Annotated in this window: 24 protein-coding genes and 1 riboswitch; of the genes, 12 read left to right on the top strand and 12 right to left on the bottom strand. The window is 70.5% G+C overall.

The window, feature by feature from the left end; translation table 11 throughout:
• Nucleotides 1–50: 50 nt before the first annotated feature.
• Nucleotides 51–734, bottom strand: coding sequence for an SDR family oxidoreductase (locus tag IEY87_RS02175; RefSeq protein ID WP_189136740.1), 684 nt, complete (start codon nucleotides 732–734; stop codon nucleotides 51–53).
• A 204-nt stretch (nucleotides 735–938) separates the two neighbouring features.
• On the opposite strand from IEY87_RS02175, the gene IEY87_RS02170 reads away from it, so the two are divergent.
• On the top strand, nucleotides 939–1517 hold the full coding sequence (locus tag IEY87_RS02170; RefSeq protein ID WP_189136739.1) for a TetR/AcrR family transcriptional regulator: 579 nt from the start codon (nucleotides 939–941) through the stop codon (nucleotides 1515–1517).
• Between the two features lie 8 nt (nucleotides 1518–1525).
• Here the strand turns inward: IEY87_RS02170 and IEY87_RS02165 are convergent, their stop codons facing one another.
• A complete protein-coding gene (locus IEY87_RS02165) occupies nucleotides 1526–2740 on the bottom strand; it encodes an aminotransferase class III-fold pyridoxal phosphate-dependent enzyme (RefSeq protein WP_189136738.1) in 1215 nt (404 codons plus the stop codon).
• 38 nt (nucleotides 2741–2778) lie between these two features.
• Nucleotides 2779–3696, bottom strand: a complete 918-nt coding sequence (locus tag IEY87_RS02160) for a carbohydrate kinase family protein (protein ID WP_189136737.1) — start codon at nucleotides 3694–3696, stop codon at nucleotides 2779–2781.
• Between the two features lie 68 nt (nucleotides 3697–3764).
• On the opposite strand from IEY87_RS02160, the gene IEY87_RS02155 reads away from it, so the two are divergent.
• Complete coding sequence (locus IEY87_RS02155) at nucleotides 3765–4367, top strand: TetR/AcrR family transcriptional regulator (RefSeq protein ID WP_189136736.1); 603 nt, start codon at nucleotides 3765–3767, stop codon at nucleotides 4365–4367.
• A gap of 21 nt (nucleotides 4368–4388) precedes the next feature.
• Nucleotides 4389–4901, top strand: a complete 513-nt coding sequence (locus IEY87_RS02150; RefSeq protein ID WP_189136735.1) for a hypothetical protein — start codon at nucleotides 4389–4391, stop codon at nucleotides 4899–4901.
• A 61-nt stretch (nucleotides 4902–4962) separates the two neighbouring features.
• Here IEY87_RS02150 and IEY87_RS02145 read toward each other — a convergent pair whose 3' ends face one another.
• The 4 genes from IEY87_RS02145 to IEY87_RS02130 all read right to left on the bottom strand — a co-directional run bounded on the left by IEY87_RS02145 (nucleotide 4963) and on the right by IEY87_RS02130 (nucleotide 10243).
• A complete protein-coding gene (locus IEY87_RS02145; RefSeq protein ID WP_189136734.1) occupies nucleotides 4963–7113 on the bottom strand; it encodes a glycoside hydrolase family 2 protein in 2151 nt (716 codons plus the stop codon).
• A gap of 63 nt (nucleotides 7114–7176) precedes the next feature.
• Nucleotides 7177–8019, bottom strand: a complete 843-nt coding sequence (locus IEY87_RS02140) for a carbohydrate ABC transporter permease (RefSeq protein ID WP_189136733.1) — start codon at nucleotides 8017–8019, stop codon at nucleotides 7177–7179.
• A complete protein-coding gene (locus IEY87_RS02135; protein ID WP_189136732.1) occupies nucleotides 8016–8882 on the bottom strand; it encodes a carbohydrate ABC transporter permease in 867 nt (288 codons plus the stop codon). The genes IEY87_RS02140 and IEY87_RS02135 overlap by 4 nt, the downstream gene beginning before the upstream one ends.
• Nucleotides 8879–10243, bottom strand: a complete 1365-nt coding sequence (locus tag IEY87_RS02130; RefSeq protein ID WP_189136731.1) for an ABC transporter substrate-binding protein — start codon at nucleotides 10241–10243, stop codon at nucleotides 8879–8881. Before IEY87_RS02130 ends, IEY87_RS02135 begins: the two co-directional genes overlap by 4 nt.
• Nucleotides 10244–10372: 129 nt before the next feature.
• On the opposite strand from IEY87_RS02130, the gene IEY87_RS02125 reads away from it, so the two are divergent.
• Together IEY87_RS02125 and IEY87_RS02120 are read left to right on the top strand one after the other, a co-directional pair.
• Nucleotides 10373–11401, top strand: a complete 1029-nt coding sequence (locus IEY87_RS02125) for a LacI family DNA-binding transcriptional regulator (RefSeq protein WP_189136730.1) — start codon at nucleotides 10373–10375, stop codon at nucleotides 11399–11401.
• Nucleotides 11402–11447: 46 nt separating this feature from the next.
• Nucleotides 11448–12086: a class II aldolase/adducin family protein gene (locus tag IEY87_RS02120; protein WP_189136729.1), complete on the top strand. Its 639-nt coding sequence runs from the start codon at nucleotides 11448–11450 to the stop codon at nucleotides 12084–12086.
• Here IEY87_RS02120 and IEY87_RS02115 read toward each other — a convergent pair.
• Entirely contained in the window at nucleotides 12052–13644 is a 1593-nt protein-coding gene (locus IEY87_RS02115; protein ID WP_189136728.1) for a DUF885 domain-containing protein, read from the bottom strand. The two genes, IEY87_RS02120 and IEY87_RS02115, sit on opposite strands and share 35 nt — an antisense overlap.
• 22 nt (nucleotides 13645–13666) lie before the next feature.
• Between IEY87_RS02115 and IEY87_RS02110 the strand changes: the two genes are divergently transcribed.
• The 5 genes from IEY87_RS02110 (at nucleotide 13667) to IEY87_RS02090 (ending at nucleotide 17059) form a co-directional block, all read left to right on the top strand.
• Nucleotides 13667–14887: a DUF4032 domain-containing protein gene (locus IEY87_RS02110; RefSeq protein WP_189136727.1), complete on the top strand. Its 1221-nt coding sequence runs from the start codon at nucleotides 13667–13669 to the stop codon at nucleotides 14885–14887.
• A gap of 195 nt (nucleotides 14888–15082) precedes the next feature.
• Nucleotides 15083–15460: a roadblock/LC7 domain-containing protein gene (locus IEY87_RS02105; protein WP_189136726.1), complete on the top strand. Its 378-nt coding sequence runs from the start codon at nucleotides 15083–15085 to the stop codon at nucleotides 15458–15460.
• A gap of 4 nt (nucleotides 15461–15464) precedes the next feature.
• Nucleotides 15465–16265 carry a MarR family transcriptional regulator gene (locus tag IEY87_RS02100; protein ID WP_189136725.1) on the top strand — a complete coding sequence of 267 codons (801 nt, stop codon included), beginning with the start codon at nucleotides 15465–15467 and terminating at the stop codon, nucleotides 16263–16265.
• Between the two features lie 29 nt (nucleotides 16266–16294).
• A complete protein-coding gene (locus IEY87_RS02095; protein ID WP_189136724.1) occupies nucleotides 16295–16675 on the top strand; it encodes a roadblock/LC7 domain-containing protein in 381 nt (126 codons plus the stop codon).
• A gap of 12 nt (nucleotides 16676–16687) precedes the next feature.
• Nucleotides 16688–17059 (top strand): hypothetical protein, encoded by a 372-nt coding sequence (locus IEY87_RS02090; protein WP_189136723.1) that lies wholly within the window; start codon nucleotides 16688–16690, stop codon nucleotides 17057–17059.
• Between the two features lie 53 nt (nucleotides 17060–17112).
• Here the strand turns inward: IEY87_RS02090 and IEY87_RS02085 are convergent, their stop codons facing one another.
• The 4 genes from IEY87_RS02085 to IEY87_RS02070 form a co-directional block, all read right to left on the bottom strand.
• Nucleotides 17113–17973, bottom strand: coding sequence for an alpha/beta fold hydrolase (locus tag IEY87_RS02085; RefSeq protein ID WP_225276819.1), 861 nt, complete (start codon nucleotides 17971–17973; stop codon nucleotides 17113–17115).
• A 41-nt stretch (nucleotides 17974–18014) separates the two neighbouring features.
• Nucleotides 18015–18827 (bottom strand): hypothetical protein, encoded by an 813-nt coding sequence (locus IEY87_RS02080; protein WP_225276820.1) that lies wholly within the window; start codon nucleotides 18825–18827, stop codon nucleotides 18015–18017.
• A gap of 194 nt (nucleotides 18828–19021) precedes the next feature.
• A riboswitch (cyclic di-AMP (ydaO/yuaA leader) is annotated at nucleotides 19022–19159 on the bottom strand.
• 165 nt (nucleotides 19160–19324) lie between these two features.
• Complete coding sequence (locus IEY87_RS02075) at nucleotides 19325–19525, bottom strand: DUF5302 domain-containing protein (RefSeq protein ID WP_225276821.1); 201 nt, start codon at nucleotides 19523–19525, stop codon at nucleotides 19325–19327.
• A gap of 67 nt (nucleotides 19526–19592) precedes the next feature.
• Nucleotides 19593–20930 (bottom strand): erythromycin esterase family protein, encoded by a 1338-nt coding sequence (locus IEY87_RS02070; RefSeq protein WP_225276822.1) that lies wholly within the window; start codon nucleotides 20928–20930, stop codon nucleotides 19593–19595.
• 240 nt (nucleotides 20931–21170) lie between these two features.
• On the opposite strand from IEY87_RS02070, the gene IEY87_RS02065 reads away from it, so the two are divergent.
• Together IEY87_RS02065 and IEY87_RS02060 are read left to right on the top strand one after the other, a co-directional pair.
• Complete coding sequence (locus IEY87_RS02065; protein ID WP_189136721.1) at nucleotides 21171–21995, top strand: SAM-dependent methyltransferase; 825 nt, start codon at nucleotides 21171–21173, stop codon at nucleotides 21993–21995.
• Between the two features lie 92 nt (nucleotides 21996–22087).
• Nucleotides 22088–22939, top strand: a complete 852-nt coding sequence (locus IEY87_RS02060) for an MBL fold metallo-hydrolase (protein WP_189136720.1) — start codon at nucleotides 22088–22090, stop codon at nucleotides 22937–22939.
• The last annotated feature ends 17 nt before the right edge of the window (nucleotides 22940–22956 follow it).

Here is a 22956-nt window from a genome sequence, read left to right as displayed (position 1 = left end):
GCGGTGATCGACTTGGCCGGGGCCGCCGACGATCCGCCGCCCCGCGCGGCTCAGCTCGCCGGCGAGGACGCGAGATCGCGCTTCACGGCGCGGGTCAGCTCGTCCGCGAGAATCTCCGGTGCGCCCGACCCGACCGCGTCCAGCGCGGCGCCGGCGACCCCGGCCGGGTCGGTCTTGTTCTCGGCAGCGACGAACGCGGCCATGTCGGTGTCCATGTAGCCGACGTGCAGGGCGGTCACCGTGATGCCCTTGGGCGCCAGCTCGTGACGCACCGCGTCCGTCATCGCCCAGCTCGCGGCCTTCGCGGCGCTGTACGCGCCGGAGGTCGGCGGGTGCAGCCAAGACAGGACGGACAGCACGTTGAGAATGGCGCCGCCGCCGTTCGCCTCGATGATCGGCGCGAAGGCGCGGGTGACGCCGAGCGTGCCGAAGTAGTGGGTCTCCATCTCCAGGCGGATCTGGTCCAGGTCGCCGTCGAGGAGCCTGCTGCGGGTGGAGACGCCGGCGTTGTTGATCAGCAGCGTCGCGTCGGCCGCGACCTGGGCCGCCCGCGCCACCGACTCCGGGTCGGTGATGTCCAGTCGCAGCGGCACCGCGCCGGGCACGTCGATCGACTCGGGGTTGCGGGCGGCGGCGTACACCTTGGCGCCGCGCTCGATGAGCTGCGTGACGAAGTGCCTGCCCAGCCCGCGGTTCCCTCCGGTCACCACTGCCACGGATCCGTTGATGTCCATGTCATATCCCCTTCTTTGTCACGATTCGTACCCAGTAAGCCTGATTTATAGGTCTTGGTCGGGTTTTGCTGAGTGCTCGCGCCGTCCAGGCCATCGCGCCTCGCGGCGTCTTCAATATGACCGGTCGTCTTAGGTTCGTCAAGTGCCGGTACGAGATTTGACAGTGCTTGAGATGACCGGCCATATTGACGACGGAGGTGTGTCATGGCCAGGCGGAGCATGCGCAACGAGATCGTCACGGCGGCGCTGGAGCAGTTCCATGCGCACGGCTACAACGCGGCCGGGGTCAAGACGATCACCGACGCGGCGGGCGTACCTAAGGGGTCGTTCTACAACCATTTCGACAGCAAGGAGACGCTGGCCGTCGAGGTGCTGCGCGTCTACGGCGAGGGGCGTCTCGACGAGTTGCTCGGCGGCGCGGACGAGCCGCTGGTCCGCCTGCGCGCCCACTTCGAGGCCATCCGGGACCAGGTCGTACGGCTCGAGTTCACCCGGGGGTGCCTGCTCGGCAACTTCGGCGCCGAGATCGCCGACCACAGCGAAGTGATCCGGGACAGCGTCGCGGCAGGATTCCGGCAGTGGGTGGCGGCGATCTCGGCCACCCTCGCGCAGGCTCAGCGCGGCGGCGCCGTCCGGGCCGGCCTCGACCCCGAGATGACGGCCCGCTTCCTCCTCAATGCCTGGGAAGGCACCCTCCTGCGGGCCCGCGCCGACCGCTCCGCCGAGGCCTTCGACACCTTCTTCGCCATCGCCTTCGGCCCCCTGCTCGCCGACGGCGCCTGAAATGCGGCTCAGCCGAAGTGGGTGCGGGTCTCTGCGAAGGCCTGGTCGGTGCCCTCCAGGGCGCGGGCCACGTCCTCCTCCGTGTGGGCGGCCGACATGAACCAGTTGTGCCAGGGGTGCAGGTAGACCCCGTGCCGCAGGCAGGCGTCGCTCCAGTACAGGGCCGTGGACAGGTCGGCGTCGCCGTCGAAGCTCAGCCAGGGGATCGTCACCGGCCCGGTCTGGTTGACGGTGAAGCCGTGCGCCTTGGCCTGGGCGTACAGGCCGTCGCGCAGTTGGGTGCCGGCCCGTTCCATGGTGGCGATCCCGTCGGTGTCGCGCAGGGTCTCGATCGTGGCCTTGGCCGCCGCCATGGCGACCGCCGAGAACCAGAACGACCCGGTCGAGTACAGCGTCTGGGCCGGGCCGCGCAGCGCGTCCGTGCCGGTGACGGCGGCGATCGGGTAGCCGTTGGCCATGGCCTTGGACCACGCGGTCAGGTCCGGGCGCACCCCGTACTGCTCCCACGAGCCGCGCAGGTCGATCCGGAAGCCGGCCCGCACGTCGTCGATCACCAGCGCGGCCCCGAGGCGGTCGGCCAGCGCCCGCGCGCCGCGCGCGAAGGTGGGCTCCACCAGCTCCTGGTCCTCGAACGCGTCGTGCTTGAACGGCGTCACGATGATCGCCGCCACGTCCCCTTCGACGGTGGCCGCCGCGGCCTCCAGCGATTCCAGCGAGTTGTAGGCGAACTCCACCAGGTCGGCCCGCTCGTTCGGGGTCGTGCCGGCGGTCGAGGGCGTGCACCAGGGGTCGGCGCCGTGGTAGGCGCCGTGCGCCATGAGGACCTTCGTCCGGCCGGTGGCGGCCCTGGCGACCATCAGCGCCTGGGTGGTGGCGTCGGTGCCGTTCTTGGAGAACATCGCCCAGTCGGCGCTCGGCACGGTGTCGACCAGCAGCTCGGCCAGCTCGACCATGACCGGTCCCGGGCCGTTGAGGCAGTCTCCCTGGGCGAGCTGCCGGGCCGCCGCCTCCTCCACGCGCGGGTGCCGGTGGCCGAGCACGATGGGTCCCCAGCTGCACATGAAGTCGATGTACTCGCGCCCGTCCACGTCCCACTGCCGGCATCCCTCGCCCCGCGCGAAGAACTGCGGGTAGCCGGGGGCGAAGATGGCCGCGTTGAGATGCCCGTACATGCCGCCGGGCACCACCTTCATGGCCCGCCGGCGGAGATCGGCGTCTGTCATGGGAGAGCTCTTTTCCACGAGAAGATCAAGCGAGAAAGTCAGGCGAGGAGGGCCAGGGTGGTGGCGAGGTCCGTCAGGCCGGCGTCCGAGCCGAGGCCGGTGGCGACCTGCGCGGCGGCGGCCGTGCCCCAGCGGGCGGCGGTCAGCACGTCCTGATCGTGCAGCAGGCCGGTGATGAACCCGGCGCAGTACGCGTCCCCGCAGCCGGTGGTGTCGGCCACGTCCGTCTTGAGCGCCGGCACCGGCTCAGCCCCGGCCTCGGTCACGACCAGGCTGCCCGCGGCCCCCAGGGTGACCAGGACGCCGCGCGGTCCGTCGGCCAGCAGGGCCGCCGCGGCGGCGGGCACGTCGGCCGCGCCGGTCATGAGCAGAGCCTGGGCGTCGTTGGGCAGGACGTAGTCCACGTGGGGCAGGAACGCCCGCGCCATGCCTAACAAATCCGGCATTTCCGATAGCAGGTCCATCGTCACGATGACCCCTGAGGCCCGGACGGCGTCGAGCAGCTCGAAGAAGGCCGGGTCGCCGAGTCCGAACGTCACGTCCATGCCGCCGAGGTGGATCGCCCGGACGCCGCGCAGCGTCTCGGTGTCGAGGTCGGCGAGGGTGACGCCGAGATTGGCGCCGGGGACGTGGAAGCTGGGGCGGCCGCCGTCGGGCCGGATCGGCAGGATGGAGGCGGCCGTCTGCTCACCGGCCCGGCGCACCAGCCGGCTCACGTCCACGCCCCGCTTGGTCATCACCGCCACCAGGAAGTCGCCGAGCTCGTCGTCGCCGACGGCGCCCATGGAGACGACCTCGTTGCCCAGCTTGACCAGGTCGACCGCGGTCCCGGCGGCGGCACCGGCGGCGGTCAGCCGGATCTGGTCGACCAGGACGGTGTCCTGCCCTTCGGGGATGCGCTCGACGGGCCTGGCGAGGATGTCGACGATGTGCACGCCGACCGTGGCGACGGTCATGGGTCTAAATAGACAGACGTCCGAATAAAAAGTCAATATGCTGAGGCGAGAACGAGAGGGGGCCGTCCATGCCGAAGATCGTCGACCATGACGAGCGCAGGCGGGAGGTGCTCACCGCCGCCAGCCGGGTGATCGTCAGGGACGGCATCGACGCGGCCACCACCCGCGCCATCGCCAAGGAGGCGGGCTACTCCAACGGCGTCCTGGCGCACTACTTCACCGACAAGGACGAGATCCTGCTGTCGGCGCTGCGCCAGTCGCACCAGCGCATCCGCGAGCGCCTGGCCCGCAAGGTCGACGCCGCGTCCGGGCTGGCCGCCCTGCGCGAGCTGCTGCTGGACAACCTGCCCCTGGACGCCGAGCGCACCCAGGAGACCCGCCTTGAGGTGAGCTTCTGGAGCCGCAGTCTGGCCTCCGAGCGTCTGGCCGAGGTGCAGCGGGCCGAGGCGGCCGAGTTGCGGTCCGCCGTGCGGGACCTGCTCGGCCAGGCCCGCGCGGCTGGCGAGCTGACCTCGGACCAGAGCCTCGACGACCTCACCGAGCAGCTCCTCGCCCTGGTCGACGGCCTCAGCCTGCACCTGCTCCTCTACCCCGACCGCCTGCGCCGGGCGGACCTGGAACGCCTGCTCCTCCGGTTCGTCGATCAGGTGATAACCGACATTTCCGGATAACGCGGGATAGCATGCCGCCCCATGAAGAGACGGGCGAAGATCGTCAATGTCGCGCTCGCGACGGCTCTGGTAGCCACTCTCACCCCGGCCGCGCCTGCGCACGCGGCCCGGGGTTACATGATCAGGAACGCCTCCACCGGCACCTGCCTGGGCATCACCAAGGACAACTCACCGCACAAGATGGGCTACTTCCTGCACTCCTACCGCAATTGTGACCCCTTCGCCATAGACCTGCGGTGGACCCGCACCCGTGCACATATCGCCAGCGTCGGCTTCAAGGGCAAGCAGTGCGTCAGCGCCCCCAAGCACGTGCCCGAGCGCTCGGTCGTGCTCGTGCGGCGGTGCGGCTCCGACCGGAAGCACCAGCGGTTCGCCTTCCCCCTGGTCACGCGCCGGCTCGGCGGCGACCGGCACCAGATCGAGTGGCAGGGCCGACTGAGGGACACCTGCCTGCTGGCCAATGACCAGAACCAGGTCTTCGGGGTGCGATGCAACCCCTCCAGCATGACCCAGAACTGGGTGCTGGTCCCCTGAGCCAACGGATCCGGCCGACCGGCCACCTTGCCGTCGCATGAGCCTCGACCGGCCCTGATGGTCAGGGCCGGTCGTCGCCGATGACGAAACCGGTGTGGGTGTCCACGTCCACGGCCGAGCGGGCGAGCACGGTGCCATCGCTGACCAGGGCGAGGTGCAGCCGCCCGCTCGACCAGCCGGCCGGCAGCTCGGCGCGCACCTCGGCGGGGCCGCTGAGCAGGAACGGCTTGGCCTCGATCCACGGACCCTCGACGCCCGGATCGGCCGACGAGGCCGACGAGGCCGACGGGGCGGACGGGGCGGACGGGGCCGACGGGGCCGACGCGACTGGCACGGCCGGCGCGGGGCCGAAGACGGGGGTCCAGGCCGTGTGCAGGCGGCCGTTGACCGGCTCGGTCCCGTGGTGCGAGACGCGGACGGGCACGGTGACCTCGCGCTCCGCGCTGAGCAGGTCACGGCCGGGGGCGACGGGGACGACGTCGAGGACGAGCGCGGTCGTGGCGTTCACGTCCGCCGGGTCCACGCCGGCCAGGTCCTTGGGCCGCCGCTCGAAGTCCAGCAGGCCCGCGGACTCGTGCTCGACGTCGTACAGCTCGGTGTAGACGTAGCCGGCCAGCCGGTCGTGGCGGCGCAGCTCCTGGGTCTGCCAGCGCAGGTGCCAGGCGCGTTCGACACAGGTGAAGCCGCCGCCGTACTCGCTGTTGAGGTTCGGCAGGCCGCGCAGCGGCTGCGACGGGACGCCCGCCAGCTTCTTGCGCACCACGTGGTCGGGGCCGAGCCGGACGGGGAAGTCGTCCTGCTCGCCGTCGAGCAGCGCGGCGACCGTCCGGCCCCAGGAGGCGGCGGACTCGTCGTAGTAGTGCCAGTCGAGCAGGTCGGTCCTGACGTGCGTCCAGCCTGAGTTGTCCACCGCGGGCCTGGTCGGGTCGAGTGCTTTGAGCAGGTCGTACGCGCGCGCCGCCGCCTCCTGCTTGGCCGGGTCGCCCGGGATGTCCCAGTCCAGGCCCCACTCCTCGTTGTACAGGCCCCAGATGACGATCGCCGGGGAGTTGCCGTCGCGTTCGACCATGGGCGCGATCTGCTCCTCGAACGCGGCCACCGACTCGGGCGAGAAGCGGCCCGTCGCGGCGGGTTCGGCCCACACCAGCATGCCGAGCAGGTCGGCATGGTGAACGAAGCGCGGATCTTCCAGCTTGAGGTGCTTGCGCACCAGGTTGTAGCCCGCCGCCGCGGCCAGCTCGATGTCATGGCGCAGCGCGGCGTCGTCGGGGGCGGTGATGCCGGTACGCGGCCAGTAGCCCTGGTCGAGCACGCCGCGCACGAACAGGCGGCGGCCGTTGAGGTAGAGGTCCTCGCCGATCACCTCGATCCGGCGCAGTCCGGTGTAGGCGGCGACCCGGTCGGCGCCGTCAGCGGAGATCAGCTCGGCGTCCACGTGGTAGAGGTACGGGTCCTCGGGTGACCAGAGTCGCGGCTCGGCCACGGGGAGCACGATCGGGTCCGTGGCCGTCGCGGCCTCCGAGCCCGCGACGGCGCCCGTGCCGGTGACGCGGCCCGTGCCGGTGACCGGGAGCTCGACCGTGGCGCCCGTCTCGCGAACGGTCAGGCGCAGCGTCGCCTCCGACGGGCCCTCGACCCGGGCCGTCACCTCGATGGCGTCCAGCCCGGCGGCGGGGCGCAGGCGCAGCTCGGCCAGGTGGGTGGCGGGCCGGGCCTCCAGCCACACGCTCTGCCAGATCCCCGACGACGGGGTGAAGCACACGCCGTCGAAGTCGTCGCGCGGGATGCTGCGCTGCTTGCCGTGCGCGAGCTCCCGCTTGTCGAGCGGCGCGGAGACCCGTACCAGCACCTCCTGATCGCCCTGCCGCAGCGCGTCGGTGATGTCGGCCTCGAACGGCGTGGAGCCGCCCCGGTGCGCGGCCACCTCGATGTCGTTCACCCAGACGGTGGCCTCGTGGTGGACGGCGCCGAAGTGCAGCACCACCCGCTGTCCCGTCCAGGCGGCGGGGACGGTGATCCGGCGCCGGTACCAGGCCAGGGGCAGCCAGTGTGCCTCGATGCCCGATGCGGGGGTCTCCCAGGCGAAGGGCACGGTGATGGTCCGGTCCCAGTCCTGCTCGGTGTCGGCCCGGAAGTCCCAGTCGCCGTTCAGGCTCGACCAGGTGTGCGACCGGTCGAAGTGGGGCCGGGGATATTCCGCACGCGGCGTCATGGTGCTCCGTTTCGTTGGGATGACGAGGATTCGAGGTTCTTTGGGACGGTGAGGGTCGTCGGGTCAGCCCTTGACGCTGCCCGCGAGGATGCCGTTGATGAAGTGGCGCTGCAGCAGGACGAAGATCACCAGGAGCGGCAGCATGGCGATGCTGCCGGCGGCCAGCAGCTCGCCCCAGACGGCGGCGAAGTCGGCGCCGATCCGGTTGCCGGTGATGTTCTGCGCCAGCGTGGCCAGCACCACCTGGAGCGTCTGGTGCGAGGTGTCGTTGACGGCGACGACCGGCCAGACGAAGTCGTTGTAGACGTTCATGGTGGTCAGCACGGCCAGCGCGGCCATCCCCGGCCGGATCACCGGGAGCACGACCTTGGCGAAGATGCCGAACTCGCCGGCCCCGTCCACCCGTCCGGCGTCGATCAGCTCGTCCGGGATAGCGGCGATGGTCTGCCGCATCCAGAAGATGCTGAACGCGTCGATGCTGCCCGGCAGGATCAGCGCCTGGTAGGTGTTGACCCAGCCGAGCGCGCTCATCTCCAGCAGCAGCGGGATGATCAGCACCAGCGTCGGCAGCATCAGCGTCAGCAGCACCACGCCGAACAGCAGGTCCTTGCCGGGGAAGGTGTACTTGGCGAAGGCGTAGCCGGCCAGCGGGCAGAAGAACATCGTCATCGCGCCCTTGACCGCCAGCACCAGCGCCGTGTTCGCGAACCCGGTGCCGATCGGCACGTCGGCGAACATCGCCCGGTAGTTGTCCAGCGTCGGCGCGCCGATCGACAGCGGGCTGGTGATGATCTCGGCGGCCGGCTTGAACGAGGAGCTGATCGCCCACCAGATGGGATACAGGAAGGCGAGGGCGAGCAGCGTCAGCAGCACGTACTGCGCGACGCCCGGTCTGGTCGGGTTCATGACACCTCGTCTTTCGGCCGCAGCAGCCTGACCGCGCCCAGCGACAGGCCGAAGACCAGCAGGACCAGCAGGAACGAGTTGGCGGCGCCGGTGCCCAGGTCGGAGGCGGTGATGTGCTCGTAGAGGTAGAGGCCGGCGGTGGTGGTGGAGCCGTACGGGCCGCCTTCGGTGACCACGAACGGCTCGGCGAACATCTGGAAGACGGCCAGCGTCTGCACGACCACCAGGAACGCCATGCTCCGGCGCACCAGCGGCACGGTGATCGACCAGAACTGCCGCCACCGGGACGCGCCGTCGAGCGCGGCGGCCTCGTACACGCCGCCGGGGACGGCCTGGAGGCCCGCGAGCAGGATGATGATCGCGAACCCGGTGGTCTTCCACAGGAACAGCAGCGCCAGCGTGGGCTTGGCCCAGACCGTGGACGTCAGCCACCCCACGTCGGGCAGCCCTGCCAGGTTGAGCAGGTAGTTGACCGGCCCGTGGTCCTGGTCGAACACCACGATCCACACCTGCGCCATGGCCACCAGCGGGGTGACGAAGGGCGCGATGAACGCCACCCTGTACAGCCCGCGCAGCCGCAGCCTGGCGTTGGCCAGCAGCACCGCGCCGCCCAGGCCGGCCACGACCTGGATCGGCACGATGAGCAGCCACATGACCGCGCTGTTGCCGAGCGAGGCCCAGAACTCCGGGCTGGTCAGCAGGTAGAGGTAATTGTCCGCACCGACCCAGTGGGCCGCGCCCGCGCCCCGCCAGCGCATGAAGCTGAGCTGCAGCGCGTAGATCAGCGGGTAGATCCCGAAGGCGGCGAAGACCACGAAGAACGGGGCGACGAACAGGTACGGCGTGAGCCGTACGGACCTCATGAGCGGTCGATCAGGTTGCGCTGGATCTTCTCGCCCGACTCGGCGATCACCTGGTCGGGGGTCATCTTGCCCTCCATCAGGCGCTGGAGGTTGTTGCCCAGGTAGTCCACCGACTGGGCCCACCACCAGGGGATCGGCGCGGCGGCCGGGATGGTGGCGGCGGCCTCGACGGCGACCTTCCACAGGTCCTGGCCGCCGAGCGCCTCGATCGGCTCGAACAGCGGCTTGGCCGGGTCCAGGGCGGGCTGGAAGCTGGGGACCGAGGTGGACAGGCCGCCGGGGTAGACGTCGTTGGGGCCGTACACCGCGGTGTAGCCGGGCTCCTTGAAGCAGAGGAACTCGTACAGCAGCCAGGCCAGCTCGGGGTTCTTGGCCTTGGCGGGGATGACGAAGCTGCTGCCGCCCATGGCGCCGCTGCGCGCGCCGCCGGGCGTCCAGGCCGGCAGCGGCGCGGCCCGCCACTTGCCCTTGGTCCGCTTGAGCAGCTGCTGCGGCGCGAACGACCACCAGATCGCCCATGGCACGAACACCTGCTGACCGCTGTCGAGTGTGTTGACGTCGGCGGGCTTCAGGTAGGGCACGTGGGTGACCAGGCCGTCCTTGACCGCGGTCTCGATCCAGGTGAGGATCCGCCGGTACTCGGCCGAGTCCAGCCTCAGCTTGCCCTGGGCGTCGGTGAGGCTGGTGCCCTGCTGGTTGGCGAGCATCTCCAGCCAGAGCTGGCCGAGGAAGGGGTCCTTGTCCAGGTGGATGGGCTTGGTCGTGGGGTCCTTCTCCTTGACCGTCCGGGCCGCGGTCACCAGGTCGTCGTACGTGGCCAGGCCCGCCGGGTCGACCCCCGCGTCCTCCAGGATGTCCTCGCGGTACCACAGCAGTCCGGGGTCCAGGTCCCACGGCACGCCGTAGATCTTGCCGCCCACGGTGTTGACGGACAGCTTGTACGGCGCGGTCCGGTCGCGGTAGGGCGCGATGAGGTCGGTCAGGTCGAACAGGTGCTCGGCCTGCCCGCCGATCTTGGCGTCGTCCCAGAAGCTCCCGTCGGGCACGCCCGTGCCACTGATCAGCGTGTTGGCCAGCTTGGCGTCGATGTCCACGGCCTGGTGGTTCACCGTCACGCCCGGGTACGCCGCGCGGAACTTGCCGATCGCCGCGTCGAACACCTTGAACAGGTCCCCCGACCGGTTCCAGATCGTGATCTCGCCCTTGACGGAGGACGCGGAGGCGCTCGGCGCGGCCAGTTTGCTCGGCGCGGCGCCGGTGCCGCCGGGGGCGCAGGCCGCGAGGGACCCGGTCGCGGCGAGCGCGCCGACACCCAGGGCTCCTTTGAGGAAACCACGTCGGGCGATCGGGGGTGTGGACATCTTGACTCCTCGGCCATGGCTCCGGTGCGAGCTCTGCAACGATGCAGACATCATGCATACTTGTCTGCAACGATGCAAGTGTGGGTTTGGGATCTTCCCAGTCCCGATGACGGGAGGTACAAGAGACGCATGTCCGGTCCTACCCTGCGCGACGTCGCCAAGCGAGCGAACGTTTCGATTCGCACCGTCTCGAATGTGGTCAACGGTTACGCGCCGGTCTCCGACGAGCTGCGCACCCGGGTGCAGGCCGTTCTGGACGAGCTCGACTACCGTCCCAACCTGATCGCCCGCAACCTCAAGCAGGGCCGCACCGGGATGATCGCCCTGGTGGTGCCCGAGCTCGACGTGCCGTACTTCGCCGAGCTGGCCCGTGAGGTGATCACGGCGGCCCGCGCACACGGTTACGTGGTCATGATCGACCAGACCGACGGCGCCGTCGAGCGGGAGCGCGCGCTGCTCGGGCGGGACTCACGGGCCATGATGTTCGACGGGCTGCTGCTCAGCCCGCTCGCCGTCTCCGCCGAGGAGCTGCGCGGACGCGGCAACCGGATCCCGATCGTGCTGCTCGGCGAGCACATCTTCAACGGCAGCTTCCACCACGTCGCCATCGACAACGTGGCCGCCGCCCGCGACGCCACCGCGCACCTGCTGGGGCTGGGCCGGCGCCGGGTGGCCGCCATCGGCGACCAGCCGTACGCGACCGGGGAGACCGCCCAGCTGCGCACCGTCGGTTACCGCCAGGCGCACGCCCACGCCGGCCTGACGGTGGACGAGGAGCTCATCGTCGCCACGCCGCACTTCCACCGCAAGCTCGGCGCGCAGGCCATGGAGCGGCTGCTCGCGCTGCCGGACCCGCCCGACGCCGTGTTCTGCTACAACGACCTGCTCGCGCTCGGCGCCATCCGGGCCCTGACCAGGAACGGCCGCCGCGTCCCCGACGACGTCGCCGTGGTGGGCCTCGACGACATCGAAGAGGGCCAGTACAGCACGCCGAGCCTGACCACGGTCGCCCCGGACAAGGGCGAGATCGCGCGCACGGCGGTGGACACGCTGATGGAGTCGATCAACGGCGGCGCCGCCATCCCCGCCGAGATCGTGGTGCCGCACCGGCTGATCATCCGGGAGAGCACCACGGGCGCGGACGACCCGCGAGGGTGACCGGGCCGACTGGTGCTGATCCGGCCGACCGGCTACATTGCCGCGCATGAGCCTGCGCGAACAGCTGTGCGAGTACGGCCGGCGTGCCGTGGAGCTCGGCCTGGTCATCGGCACGTCGGGAAACCTGAGCGTGCGCGAGGGCGATCGGGTCGCGGTCACCCCGTCGGGCGTGGCGCTCGACCGCCTGACCCCGGAGCTGTGCCCCGTCGTCGACACCGACGGCTACCTCCTGGAAGGCGAGCTCCAGCCGTCCTCGGAGACCCCGATGCACCTGGCGGTCTACGCGGCGACCGGCGCGCAGGCGGTGGTGCACACGCACTCGGTGTTCGGCACGGTGGTGGCCACCACGATGACCGAGCTGCCGCCCGTGCACTACAACGCGCTGCTGCTCGGCGGCGTGGTCAAGGTCGCCGAGTACGCGACGTACGGGACCGACGAGCTGGCGGCCAACGTGCGGGCGGCGCTCGATGGCAAGCAGGCCGCCCTCATGGCCAACCACGGCGGGGTGACCGTCGGCGCGACGCTGGAGCAGGCCTTCGAGGCCACCCGCCTGCTGGAGTGGCTCTGCGAGGTCTACGTGCGCGGGCTGAGCGTCCGCAAGCCGGCGATCCTCACCGACGAGCAGCTCGCGGCGGTGGTCGAGCGCGCGCTCAACCCGCCGCGGTTCCCGCGCCGCCCGGCCTGACGGCGGCCTCGGCGAGGCCGAGCGGCAGCCCGCCCGCGCCCGCGATCCGGTCGTGGAACGACTTCAGCGACCCCTGGTACGACTCCCGGATCCGGTCGATCTCGATGGCGCCGGTCAGGTAGGACGGCGCCTGCGTGGGCCAGGCGCAATAGCGGTTCACCTCGCCCTCGGCGGTGCCGGGTGACAGGGACGCCTTGGTGGCCATGAAGGTCTCGGCCTCCTCGATCGTCATGTCGTCGCAGTGCAGCGCCGTGTCGACGACCATGCGGGCGGCCCGGAAGATCCGGCAGTCGAGGTGGGCCAGCTCGGTGGCGGGGGTGTCGAAGTAGCCCTGCTCGTGCAGGAGCTTCTCCACGTACAGGGCCCAGCCCTCGGTGAAGTACGGCGTGCGGAACACCTTGCGGACGGCGCTCGGATGACCCGCCATGTAGGACAGGTGCCAGTGGTGTCCCGGGTAGGCCTCGTGGACGGCCAGGGAGGGCATCACGGCCCGGGAGTTCGTCCGCAGGCGCTGCCGTACCTGCTCGTCGGTGAAGTCGTCCGGGGTGTAGGGGACGAAGAAGACGCCGGTGCGCGAGCTGCTGAGCGGCGGCGGCGCGAGATAGTGCGCGACGGACAGGACGGGCCGGGTGTAGACGGCCGACGGCAGCACCAGGCACTCCTCCCCGTCGGCGAAGGTGACCAGGTCGCGGTCGCGGACGAAGTCGCGGGCCCGCCGGGTCTCCACCTCGTACTCCGCGCGCATCTCCGCCAGGGTCGCGGGGTGGTCGTCCATCAGGGACTCCATCGCGGCCCGCCAGTCCGCCGAGCCGTTCACCCGGGGCGCGACCTCGCGCATCCGCTCGTCCAGCGCGTCCCAGGCCGCCCGGCCCTTGGCGTGCAGCTCGGCCGCGCCGTACCCGAGGAGTTCGCGCTCGCGCAGCAGCGTGGAGTAGAGCCGCTCGCCCATCCGCCAGGTGCCGCCGCACCGGAAGTCGTCGAGGAAGGCGACGAGCTCGTCGAACGCGACGGCGGCCGGTTCGGCGGCGTCGGCGAGCCGGGCGCGCAGGACGGGATCCTCGATCATGGCGGGGAGGGTCTCGGTGAGGAAGCCGCGTCCGGTGCGGGCCTGCCGGAGGCCGCGCTGGACCAGCAGCGGCGCGGCGAGGTCGGGGTCGAGGTTGGCCTGGCAGGCGGCGAGCACGCCGGGCACCTCGGCCAGCCGGGAGAGCGCGGCGGCCACCAGCTCGCCTTCGGGCTTGAGCCGCCGCTGGAGCGGGGTGTACAGCGCGCTGAAGACGGTCCCGAGGTAGCCGCCCGGATCGCGGCGCCAGTCGGGCCAGGCCTCCAGCGCGATGGAGCCGCGCAGCTGGGACAGGACGAGGTCACGGTCGATCGCGTCGTCGGGGGTGGTGGGCTGGAGAGCGGACAGGCGCTCCAGCCAGCGGAGTTCGTCGCGGGCGCGGTCGGTGAAGGCGGTGGCGGAGAAGTCGCCGAGCGTGTGGTCGTAGCCTTCGGCTCCCAGGTTGGCGGCGGCCACCGGACGTCCGGAAAAGTACCACTTGAGAAACTCGTCCATCGACGCACAATATCCTGGTGAAATGCCCCTACAGATCACCGGCGCGCTAGGCGATTCCGACCTGATCCGGCTCCCCTGGGAGCTCCCCCTGGAACAGTGGCCGCAGCGCCACCTGGTCGATCTTCCCCGCGGCATCTCCCGGCACGTCGTGCGCTTCGCCCGCCTGTCCGGCAAGGTCTACGCGATCAAGGAGATCAGCGAGCGGTACGCCAAGCGCGAGTACCAGCTCCTGTGGGACCTGGCCCGGCTGGACGCCCCCGCCGTGGAGCCGATCGCCTACGTCACCGGCAGGGAGGAGGGACTCGACGCGGCGCTGATCACCCGGCACCTGCAGTTCTCGCTCCCCTACCGGGCCGTCATGTCCGGCACGCTGCGCCCGGACACGCTCACCCGGCTGCTGGACGCGCTGGCCGTGCTGCTGGTGCGGCTGCACCTGAACGGCTTCTTCTGGGGCGACTGCTCGCTGTCCAACACGCTGTTCCGCCGGGACGCGGGAGCCTTCGCGGCCTACCTGGTCGACGCCGAGACCGGCGAGATGCACCCGATGATCAGCGAGGGGCAGCGGGCCGCCGACATCGACAGCGCGCACACCAACATCTTCGGCGAGATGCTCGACCTGGAGGCCGGCGGGCTGCTGGACCCCTCGATCGACCCGATGAACACCGCCGAGGACGTGGTCAACCGCTATCACCGGCTGTGGAGTGAGATCACCCAGGACGAGATCATCGAGGAGGTCGACTGGCACCGGGTGGAGCAGCGGATCCGGCGGCTCAACCTGCTCGGCTTCGACGTGGCGGAGATGATGGTGCGGCGCAAGGTCGGCACCGGCCGGCTGATCGTCCGGCCCAAGGTCGTCGACTCCGGGCACCACCAGCGCCGGCTGCTCCGGCTGACCGGCCTGGACGCCGAGGAGAACCAGGCCCGGCGGATGCTGAACGACCTCGACGGCTTCAGGGTGGCCAAGGGGCTGCGGCACGAGGACGAGGCGATCGTGGCACACCGGTGGCTGGCCGAGGTGTTCCAGCCCACGGTCGCGACCATCCCCGCCGAGCTGCGCGGCAAGCTGGAGACCGCGCAGCTGTTCCACGAGATCCTGGACCACCGGTGGTTTCTGTCGGAGGCGGCCGGCGGCGACGTCGGCCTGAGCACGGCCGTGCAGTCGTACGTGGACAACGTGCTGGTGTTCAAACCCGAGGAAAAGGCACTGCTGCCCGCCGAGCCGTCCACCACCGATCCGCAATAGGCGGAAAACGCGAATCACATTCTGAGATCTCGCGAACTGTTCACATAAATCGCGGGATTCTGCATCACGGTAGGGTTTTTCTTCGCCTCGGCGATATACATCTCCATCTCTGTACGACTCCCGCCAAGTTCCGGCATTCGGCACTCCTTCCGGCGCTTCTAAGCTGTCCCAGTCCAGGACGGCGAGGGAGGCCATGTGCTCGGACTAGACAACTGCCTGACCGCGGTCATGGCCATACCGGGAGCGCTCGACGCGATGCTCGTGGACCACACGAGCGGTATGGCCGTGGCCGTCAGCGGGCAGCCGGACGGCGTCGACCCCGAGAAGTCGGCGGCGGCGCTCACCGAGACGCTGCGCGCCACCGTGGAAGGGCTGGCGCACTCCTGCCCCGGCGACACGGTCCGCGTCGACGACATGCTCATCACCACGGACAAGGGTCACCATCTGCTCCGGATGCTGGACACCCTGTTCGAGGGCCCACTGGTGATCTACGTGCGCCTCGACCTGGAACGTTCGAACCTGGCCCTGGCACGCCATCGCCTGCGCGCCCTTTCCGACCAGCTGCTGGCGTGACGTCATGCCTCCGCTCGACACACTGCTGGCCGGCCTCGCCCGCGAGCGGTCCACCGGCGCCCTGCGCGTCGGCAGGGCCGGCACCGTCTTCCTCGACGAGGGGCGCGTCACGTACATGGACTGTGCGCAGACGCCGGGCGTCGAACGGCTGCTGGCCGCGCGGGGACGGGTGTCGGAGGCCGCGCTGCGCAGGCTGCAGGCGGACGGCGGCTGCGAGCAGCTGCTCGAACAGGGGCCCGTCACCCTCGGCGAGCTGCAGTACTGCGTGCTGGGCGCCGTCCTGGACGCCGCGTTCTTCCTGCTGCCCACCACCGGGACCAGGCCGAAGTTCCGCCCCGGCGAGCGTCACTGGCTGGGCGGGCGCTGGTACTTCGACGTGCCCGGCCTGGTGCGCGAGTGCGCGCGCCGCCGCGCGCGCCTCGCCCAGATCTGGCCCGCCGCCGACGTGGACACCGCTCCTGTACGGCCCACTTCCCGGCTGGCAGGACGGGCAGTGGCGCTCAGCGACGTGCAGTGGGAGATCGTGGTCCGCGCCGACGGCGAGGCCACCTCCCCGGAGCTGGCCAAGCGGCTGGGCAGGTCCAGCTACTCGGTCATGCTCGCGGTGCGCAGGCTGGCGGCGGCGGGTCTGCTCGTCACGGGCGAGCAGGCGTCGGCGCTGCCCAAGCGGGACAGGCGGCCCGAAGCCCGGCAGCAGGCCGGCGGCCCCCGCCCGGCCGGCCCGCTGGGCCCGCCGGTGACCGCCGACCCCACGGACATCGAGCTGCTGCTGCGGCTCAAGAAGGCGCTGGAGGAACTGTCGTGAGGTTCCCCTCGCGCAAGAGGAGGCCACCGGTGGAGCTGCGTGAAGAGGTGCACAGGGAGATGGTTCTCCTGCGCGAGCGCACACCCGACGTCAAAGGCAGCGTCGCCGCGACCGTCGACGGGCTGACGATCGCGTGCGACCTCGTGACCGACGGGGGCGAGCAGGTCGCCGCGCTGGCCTCGGCATTGCTCGCGATGAGCAGGCGAATGATGATCTTGGCGGGCCGGGGCGACCTAGAGGAAACGCTCGTCTCCGGCACCGCCGGCCACGCCGCGTTCTACGCGGCGGGCCCCACCATCGTCCTCACAGTCCTGGCCGAGCCCGGCGCGAATCTCGGGCTGCTCCGGCTGGAGGGCCGTAAGACGGCGTCCATGGTCGCCGCGGTCGCACAACAAGGCAGGAATTCTTGATCGGAGGAGAACATGACCAGCATGGACATCTCACTCAAGGAGATGATGACGATCGACGGCTCGCTCGGCGCCGCGATCGTCGACCACGGCAGCGGCATGGCCCTGGGCTCGCTCGGCAGCTCGAAGGATCTGGATCTCCAGGTCGCCGCCGCGGGTAACACGGAGGTCGTCAAGGCCAAGCTGCGGACGATGGACTCGCTCGGGCTCAAGGACGCGATCGAGGACATCCTCATCACCCTGGGCAGCCAGTATCACATCATCCGGCCGATCTCCGGCCGTGGCGGCAAGGGCCTGTTCCTCTACCTGGCCCTCGACCGTAACCGGGCCAACCTGGCCATGGCCAGGCACCAGCTCAAGACCATCGAGGGCAGGCTCGAGGTCTGACAAGCGCGGCGGCTCGCGTCCGGGCGCGGCGGGCGCGAGCCGTCGTCACAAATCTACGCTTTTCCGGCCGAATTCGCGGTCAGCTTCGTGATGGGACCGACGATCTGCGGCCAGAGGGGCTGTGGCAGGTCGTGTCCCATGCCGGGGAGGACCACGAGCTCGGCTCCGGGGACGGCCGCCGCGGTGGCCTGACCGCCGGCGAGCGGGACCAGCGGGTCCGCGTCACCGTGGATGACCAGCGTGGGCACGTTCACCCCGCCGAGCAGCTCGGTCCTGTCGGGGGAGGCCATGATCGCGGCGAGCTGCCTGGTGGTGCCCGCGGGGTCGTAGCAGCGGTCGTAGGCCAAACCCGCCATCCGCGTGAAGCGCTCCCGGTCGAGCTCGTAGCCGGGCGAGCCGATCGCCAGCCGGTTCGTCAGCGCCTGCGCCAGCGCCGTCTCCCGGTCGGCGGCCGGTGGGACGTACAGCACCGCGGCGGCGGCCTCGGTGGGCGGGGCCACCGACGGGCCCGGGGTCGACATGATCGAGGTGAGGGTGAGCACCCGCTCGGGATGCCTGAAGGCGAGGGTCTGGGCGATCATGCCGCCCATCGACGCGCCCACCACGTGCGCCGCGGGCCAGCCGAGCACGTCCATCAGCCCGGCCGCGTCGTCGGCCATGTCGTCCAGCAGATACGCCGAGGACGCTCCCGGTGTGGGAACGCCCTTGTCGTGCAGGTGGGTGGACAGGCCCGCGTCGCGGTTGTCGTAGCGGACGACGTGGTGGCCCTGTTCGGCCAGTAACGAGCAGAAGCCGTCGTCCCAGTGGATGAGCTGGGCGCCCAGTCCCATGATCAGCAGGAGAGGGCGCCCGTCAGGAGAACCGAAGCTCTCGTAGGCCAGTTCGATGCCGTTAACCGATGCTCGCAAGGTCACAGGACGACAATTACCGTCAAATGCCCCTGACGTAAAGCGGGTCAGCGGGTCATGAAGCGGCGGATGCGGTCGCGGCCCAGGATGGCGCCACCACCGACGAGGGCGAGGCCGCCGGCCAGCACGGCGCCCGCGACACCGTTCGGCTCCTCGGCCGGGGCCGCCGCCGCGCTCGGGCCGGCGGGGCCGGAGACCGGCTCGGTCCTGACGAAGGCGGGACCGCCGAAGGCCGAACCGGAGGGGGCCTCGGCGATGGGCTTGCTCTCGACGGCCTTCTCCTCGACCTTCTTCTCGGCCAGGATCTGCGGCGGCTTGGCCGGGTTGGCGTCCTTACGCGACCAGGCACCGGTCGAGAAGGCCACCGGGTGGTTCTTCTTGCCCACGCCCTTGCCCCACTTGGTGATGACGTACTGGACCTTGATGTGGCCCTTGCCGCCGTTGCTGTCGACCATCAGCGTCCGGGGGTTGAACCGGCCACCGGTCAGCTCGGCGAAGGTCTTGGAGTCCAGGTCCAGCATGATGCCCGTGTTGGAGGGGGCGCCGGGGCCGCGGTCACCGACGAAGAACGGCATCTTCTTGCCCTTGTAGACCACGTAGCCCTCGGTCATCAGCGGCCAGCTGGGGCTGGCGGCCATGCCCTTCTGCATCGGCTTTCCGCTGGCGGGCAGGCCGGTGTCACCGGCGCGGCCGGAGCTGTCGTCCCAGAAGTAGGAGGCCGTGGTCGAGCCCTGGAGCAGGACCTTCTGGTTGTCGTCGACGTCGGCGTGGGCGGCGGGACCCGCGCCGAAGGTCAGGACGCCGGTGACGGCGACACCGGCGAGCATGGTGATGGAACGCATGCCGAAGCGAGCAGACATGAAGAATGAAGTCCTTCGTCAGAGAACGGGGAGGGGCGCGCTCGCTTGAGGGCGTAGCCGGGCAGCAGAAGGCCGACGGACGCTACGCGGAGCGCGAAGAAGTGCGGAGAAAGTGGCCGCTCAGTGGGCGGCTGGTGTTACATGGGCCGGGGGTACGCGGGCTGGGGGTACGCGGGAAAGCACCACAGGTAGGTTCGTCCTCTCCATCTCGCCTACCGGGTTAGCTGACGGGTTCGGGCGTGGAGATGCCCTACCGGCCGCGAAGGTCGGATTCACCCCAGGAGATGGGTCCCCGGTTCCCGCGAAGGCGCGGGATTCGGCGCCAGGTGGCTGCCTCTTCCTGATGAAGGGCTAGGTCACCGCCTGGTAACGCCACCCAACGTATAGCCCAAACCGGACAAACGCAAAGCAAATGCCATGAATCGGTCGAAGATCTACCTACGAGGTCAAGAAAAAAGGGGGGTACGGCATGCCGTACCCCCGCGAACTCCCCCGATTCAGCCGCCGCTCTTACGCCTGAACGATCGCTTGCTGGCAGCCGGCCCGTGTGCTCCGTGGATCTTCGAAGCGTCGGCGCCCCTGCCACCCGCGCTCGTGTCCGCCTGCTGGTTGCGCTTGCGGTCAAGCGCCTCGCGGAACTTGCGCTTCATCTCGTCCTCGGGGGTTTCGCTTGCTTCCTGCTCCGGTGATTCCGCCATGAGGACCTCCTGGTATTGGGGACGTACACAGCTTCGCATGACGGCCCTGACAGCGCGAAACCGGGGATCAGCGGCTCGCCGCCGGCAGGGCGGTCGAGCAGGTGCCCGAACGGATGAAGGCCAGGCCGTCGAAGTCGTCCGCGAGGACGGTCGGCGTGAACGTGAACTTGTAGGTGAAACGGTTGACCACGGCGCCGAAACCGCGCACGTACAGCCGGGCGCCGAGCCAGCGCGCCACGCCGTCCGGCCGCTCGCCGGCGCGCAGATCCAGCAGATGATCGTACGGACACGCGGCGGCCAGCCTGGCCTCGACCATCGTGGCATTGTCGACGCGCGGCACCCGGTTGCGCACGGGCGGCTTGCGCGGGTCCGGCCGGCCGAAGCGGGACCGCCTGGCCCTGAACTCCCCCTCGCCCATGAGCAGCCCGAGAGCGTAGTAGGCGTCGCCGTGCCGCTGCCGCAGGTGCCGGCCCATGGCCGGGACGGGGCCGCCGCCGTGGTGCCCGGTCATCACGTGCCCGTTGTGCGCCCACACCGCGACCTTCACGCCGGGGTCGCGCAGCAGCCGGTCCACGTTGTCGGCGAGGAACAGGTCGCGGACGGCGATGACGGTCTGCTGCGGGTCGGCGTGCCGCATCGGCCGGGACGCCAGCACGGCACTCTGCCGCAACGTCCTGGCATGCACGACCGCCTCACACGGAGACCCGTGCCCGGCATCCGCACCACGTGGCGATCCGGCGTCGGCGCCCGTCTCGTCCGCATCGCGCGGGGATCCGGCGTCGGCGTCCGCCTCCTCGCAGCGGGCGTTCAGGTAGTCCTCCAGGCGGCGGGCGGCCGTCTCGACGGCCGGGTCCAGCGGCCCGTCCACCCCCAGCCGCGTCTGCCCGAGCGCGGCCAGCGGCTCCAGGAACGCCGGGGCGACCTCCCCCAGGTGCCGGGCCAGCCACTCGATCGAAGCCGCCGGATATTGCGGGTCGATCCCGGCGAAGCGCACCCTGCGCTCCGGCGGCGCGGCCCGGTTGTGCTCGCGCATCCACTCCACCACCGCGAGCATCTCGCGCGTGTGCCAGGTCCAGAAGACCATCCCGCCCAGCGCCTCGGCCGCGTCGCCGGTGCCGTGCAGCACGTAGTCGTTGACCGCCTCGGCTGCGGCGACGCTGGCCTCCATCGCCAGCACGGTGTAGCCCAGCTCCTCGACCAGGAAGCGCAGCAGCCGGTGCTTGAGCAGGAAGAACTCCCGGGTGCCGTGGGTGGCCTCGCCGAGCCCCACCACGCGCACGCCGTCCAGAGCGAGCCGCAGCGGCTCCAGGTCGGCGACGGGCGCGCCCGGCTCCAGCGTGTCCAGCCGACCGGCCCGCCCGGCCAGCCAGCCGGTCAGGTCCTCGGGGACGGCGACAGCCGTCATGACTTCTCCACGCCGCGCCGTACGGCGTCACCGAGCAGCACCAGGCCGAGAATCCTCATGGACTCACCCTGCCATGGCGACGTCCGCGCCACAGTCGACCAAAGTATGCCCGCGGCGAACCATCGAACGTTTCTTATTGCCACCGAAGAAAGTGCCGACCATTTTTCTTACGCCAAAGATCCGCACCGCGCCGAGAACTCGTACTATTTCTGGCATAAGCACCGGAAAAGAGGCGAGGGCATGACAGGAGACGAGCAGTTTCCGGCACACATCGATCCGACCGTGCCCAGCGTCGCCAGAATGTACGACTACTACCTCGGCGGAAAGGACAGCTTTCCCGCCGATCGGGAAGCCGCCGAGCAGGTCATCGCGCTGGGCCGCGAGCTGGGCTCGGACATCAGGGAGAGCGCCGCGGCCAACCGCGCGTTCCTGATCCGCGGCGTACGGCATCTCGCCAGGTCCGGGGTGCGGCAGTTTCTCGACCTCGGCACCGGCCTGCCCACCCAGGACAACGTCCACCAGGTCGCCCAGCGGGTCACGCCCGAGGCCAAGGTCGTCTACTCCGACAACGACCCCATCGTGCTGACCCACGCGCGGGCGCTGCTCGCCGACAATCCCAGCACGGTCATCGTGGACGCGGACGTACGCGAGCCGGAGGCCATCCTGGAGGCCGCCGCCGGGCATCTCGACTTCACCCGCCCGGTGGCGGTGGTCATCGCGGCGGTGCTCCACTTCCTGCACGACGACGCGGAGGTGGCGCGGATCATCGAGGCGCTGCGCCGGCCGCTGGTCCCGGGCAGCTATCTGATGATCTCGCACGGGTACGCCGAGCCCGGCCGGACCGACCACCGCAAGGCGGAGCAGGTACGCGGCATCTACCGGAGCAGCACGGCCGGCATGCTCGCCTGGCGCGACCGCGAGAGCCTGCTGGGCTGGTTCGCGGGGCTGGACGTGCTGGACCCGGGCGTGGTCCCGGTCCAGCGGTGGCGCAACGAGGACGACCCGTACGACTGGACCGGGCTGGCCAGGGGCGGCGTGCTGGGCGGGGTCGCCCGGGTGCCGTGACAGCAGCCACACCGGGGCCGTACCGGGCCGCACGAAGGCCGTACCAAGCAAGAGCTTGTTTTAGCTTGTCCCGGTGTCTACGGTGGGGACGCATGGCGAGGTTCCAGGTAGGCGCGGTCACCGTCACCGAGATCGTCGAGACCCAGATGTCCGTTCCCATCGCCCTGGCCTTCCGGGGCCTGAACGGCGAGGACCCCGCGGACCTGCGCGCCCGCCTCCCGGCGGCCCTCTTCGACCAGGCCGGAGACCCGGTGCTGGTCTTCCGCAGCTACATCCTGCGCACCCCCCAGAGCCTGATCGTCCTGGACACCGGCTGGGGCAACCACAAGGAACGCCGCCTCGACCCGTACGCCCACCTCCTGAACACCGGCTACCTCGACGCCATGACGGCCGCCGGCGTCGACCCCGCGGACGTGACCCACGTCTTCTGCACCCACCTGCACCAGGACCACGTCGGCTGGAACACCCACCTGGTGGACGGCGCCTGGGTGCCCACCTTCCCGAACGCGACCTACCTGTTCGTACGGTCGGAGTACGAGCACTGGACCACGGTGCGCCCCGGCTCCCACGGCCACGACTCCTTCACCGACAGCGTCCAGCCCGTCGTCGAGGCCGGCCTGCACCGCCTGGTCGAGCCCGGCCACGCCATCGACGACACCGTCCGCGTCGAGCTCCTGCCCGGCCACACCCCGGGACACAGCGGCCTGCACGTGACCTCGGGCTCGCAGGAGGCGGTCTTCACCGGCGACCTGTTCCACATCGTCCACCAGTTCGCCCGCCCCGACTGGCACATCGTGGTCGAGCACGACGTCCCGCAGGGCGCGGCCACCCGCAAGGCCTTCGTGGACCGCTACACCGGCACCGGCGTCCGGGTGGTCCCGGCCCACTTCGCCCTGCCGGCGGGCGGCTACCTGGAGGCGTCCGGCTTCACCCCGGCTTCCTGACCTCGGATTCGAGGCCG

This window comes from Nonomuraea glycinis (assembly GCF_014646515.1).
In the GTDB taxonomy this organism is placed as follows: domain Bacteria; phylum Actinomycetota; class Actinomycetes; order Streptosporangiales; family Streptosporangiaceae; genus Nonomuraea; species Nonomuraea glycinis.
Note: the sequence above shows the minus strand (reverse complement) of the source record. Positions and strands in the feature narration are given on the sequence as shown.

Bases quoted from the DNA above. Each gene is read 5' to 3' on its own strand.
- IEY87_RS02175 (WP_189136740.1), bottom strand. From the start codon at position 734: ATGGACATCAACGGATCCGTGGCAGTGGTGACCGGAGGGAACCGCGGG.
- IEY87_RS02170 (WP_189136739.1), top strand. From the start codon at position 939: ATGGCCAGGCGGAGCATGCGCAACGAGATCGTCACGGCGGCGCTGGAG.
- IEY87_RS02165 (WP_189136738.1), bottom strand. From the start codon at position 2,740: ATGACAGACGCCGATCTCCGCCGGCGGGCCATGAAGGTGGTGCCCGGC.
- IEY87_RS02160 (WP_189136737.1), bottom strand. From the start codon at position 3,696: ATGACCGTCGCCACGGTCGGCGTGCACATCGTCGACATCCTCGCCAGG.
- IEY87_RS02155 (WP_189136736.1), top strand. From the start codon at position 3,765: ATGCCGAAGATCGTCGACCATGACGAGCGCAGGCGGGAGGTGCTCACC.
- IEY87_RS02150 (WP_189136735.1), top strand. From the start codon at position 4,389: ATGAAGAGACGGGCGAAGATCGTCAATGTCGCGCTCGCGACGGCTCTG.
- IEY87_RS02145 (WP_189136734.1), bottom strand. From the start codon at position 7,113: ATGACGCCGCGTGCGGAATATCCCCGGCCCCACTTCGACCGGTCGCAC.
- IEY87_RS02140 (WP_189136733.1), bottom strand. From the start codon at position 8,019: ATGAACCCGACCAGACCGGGCGTCGCGCAGTACGTGCTGCTGACGCTG.
- IEY87_RS02135 (WP_189136732.1), bottom strand. From the start codon at position 8,882: ATGAGGTCCGTACGGCTCACGCCGTACCTGTTCGTCGCCCCGTTCTTC.
- IEY87_RS02130 (WP_189136731.1), bottom strand. From the start codon at position 10,243: ATGTCCACACCCCCGATCGCCCGACGTGGTTTCCTCAAAGGAGCCCTG.
- IEY87_RS02125 (WP_189136730.1), top strand. From the start codon at position 10,373: ATGTCCGGTCCTACCCTGCGCGACGTCGCCAAGCGAGCGAACGTTTCG.
- IEY87_RS02120 (WP_189136729.1), top strand. From the start codon at position 11,448: ATGAGCCTGCGCGAACAGCTGTGCGAGTACGGCCGGCGTGCCGTGGAG.
- IEY87_RS02115 (WP_189136728.1), bottom strand. From the start codon at position 13,644: ATGGACGAGTTTCTCAAGTGGTACTTTTCCGGACGTCCGGTGGCCGCC.
- IEY87_RS02110 (WP_189136727.1), top strand. From the start codon at position 13,667: ATGCCCCTACAGATCACCGGCGCGCTAGGCGATTCCGACCTGATCCGG.
- IEY87_RS02100 (WP_189136725.1), top strand. From the start codon at position 15,465: ATGCCTCCGCTCGACACACTGCTGGCCGGCCTCGCCCGCGAGCGGTCC.
- IEY87_RS02090 (WP_189136723.1), top strand. From the start codon at position 16,688: ATGACCAGCATGGACATCTCACTCAAGGAGATGATGACGATCGACGGC.
- IEY87_RS02080 (WP_225276820.1), bottom strand. From the start codon at position 18,827: ATGTCTGCTCGCTTCGGCATGCGTTCCATCACCATGCTCGCCGGTGTC.
- IEY87_RS02075 (WP_225276821.1), bottom strand. From the start codon at position 19,525: ATGGCGGAATCACCGGAGCAGGAAGCAAGCGAAACCCCCGAGGACGAG.
- IEY87_RS02070 (WP_225276822.1), bottom strand. From the start codon at position 20,930: ATGACGGCTGTCGCCGTCCCCGAGGACCTGACCGGCTGGCTGGCCGGG.
- IEY87_RS02065 (WP_189136721.1), top strand. From the start codon at position 21,171: ATGACAGGAGACGAGCAGTTTCCGGCACACATCGATCCGACCGTGCCC.
- IEY87_RS02060 (WP_189136720.1), top strand. From the start codon at position 22,088: ATGGCGAGGTTCCAGGTAGGCGCGGTCACCGTCACCGAGATCGTCGAG.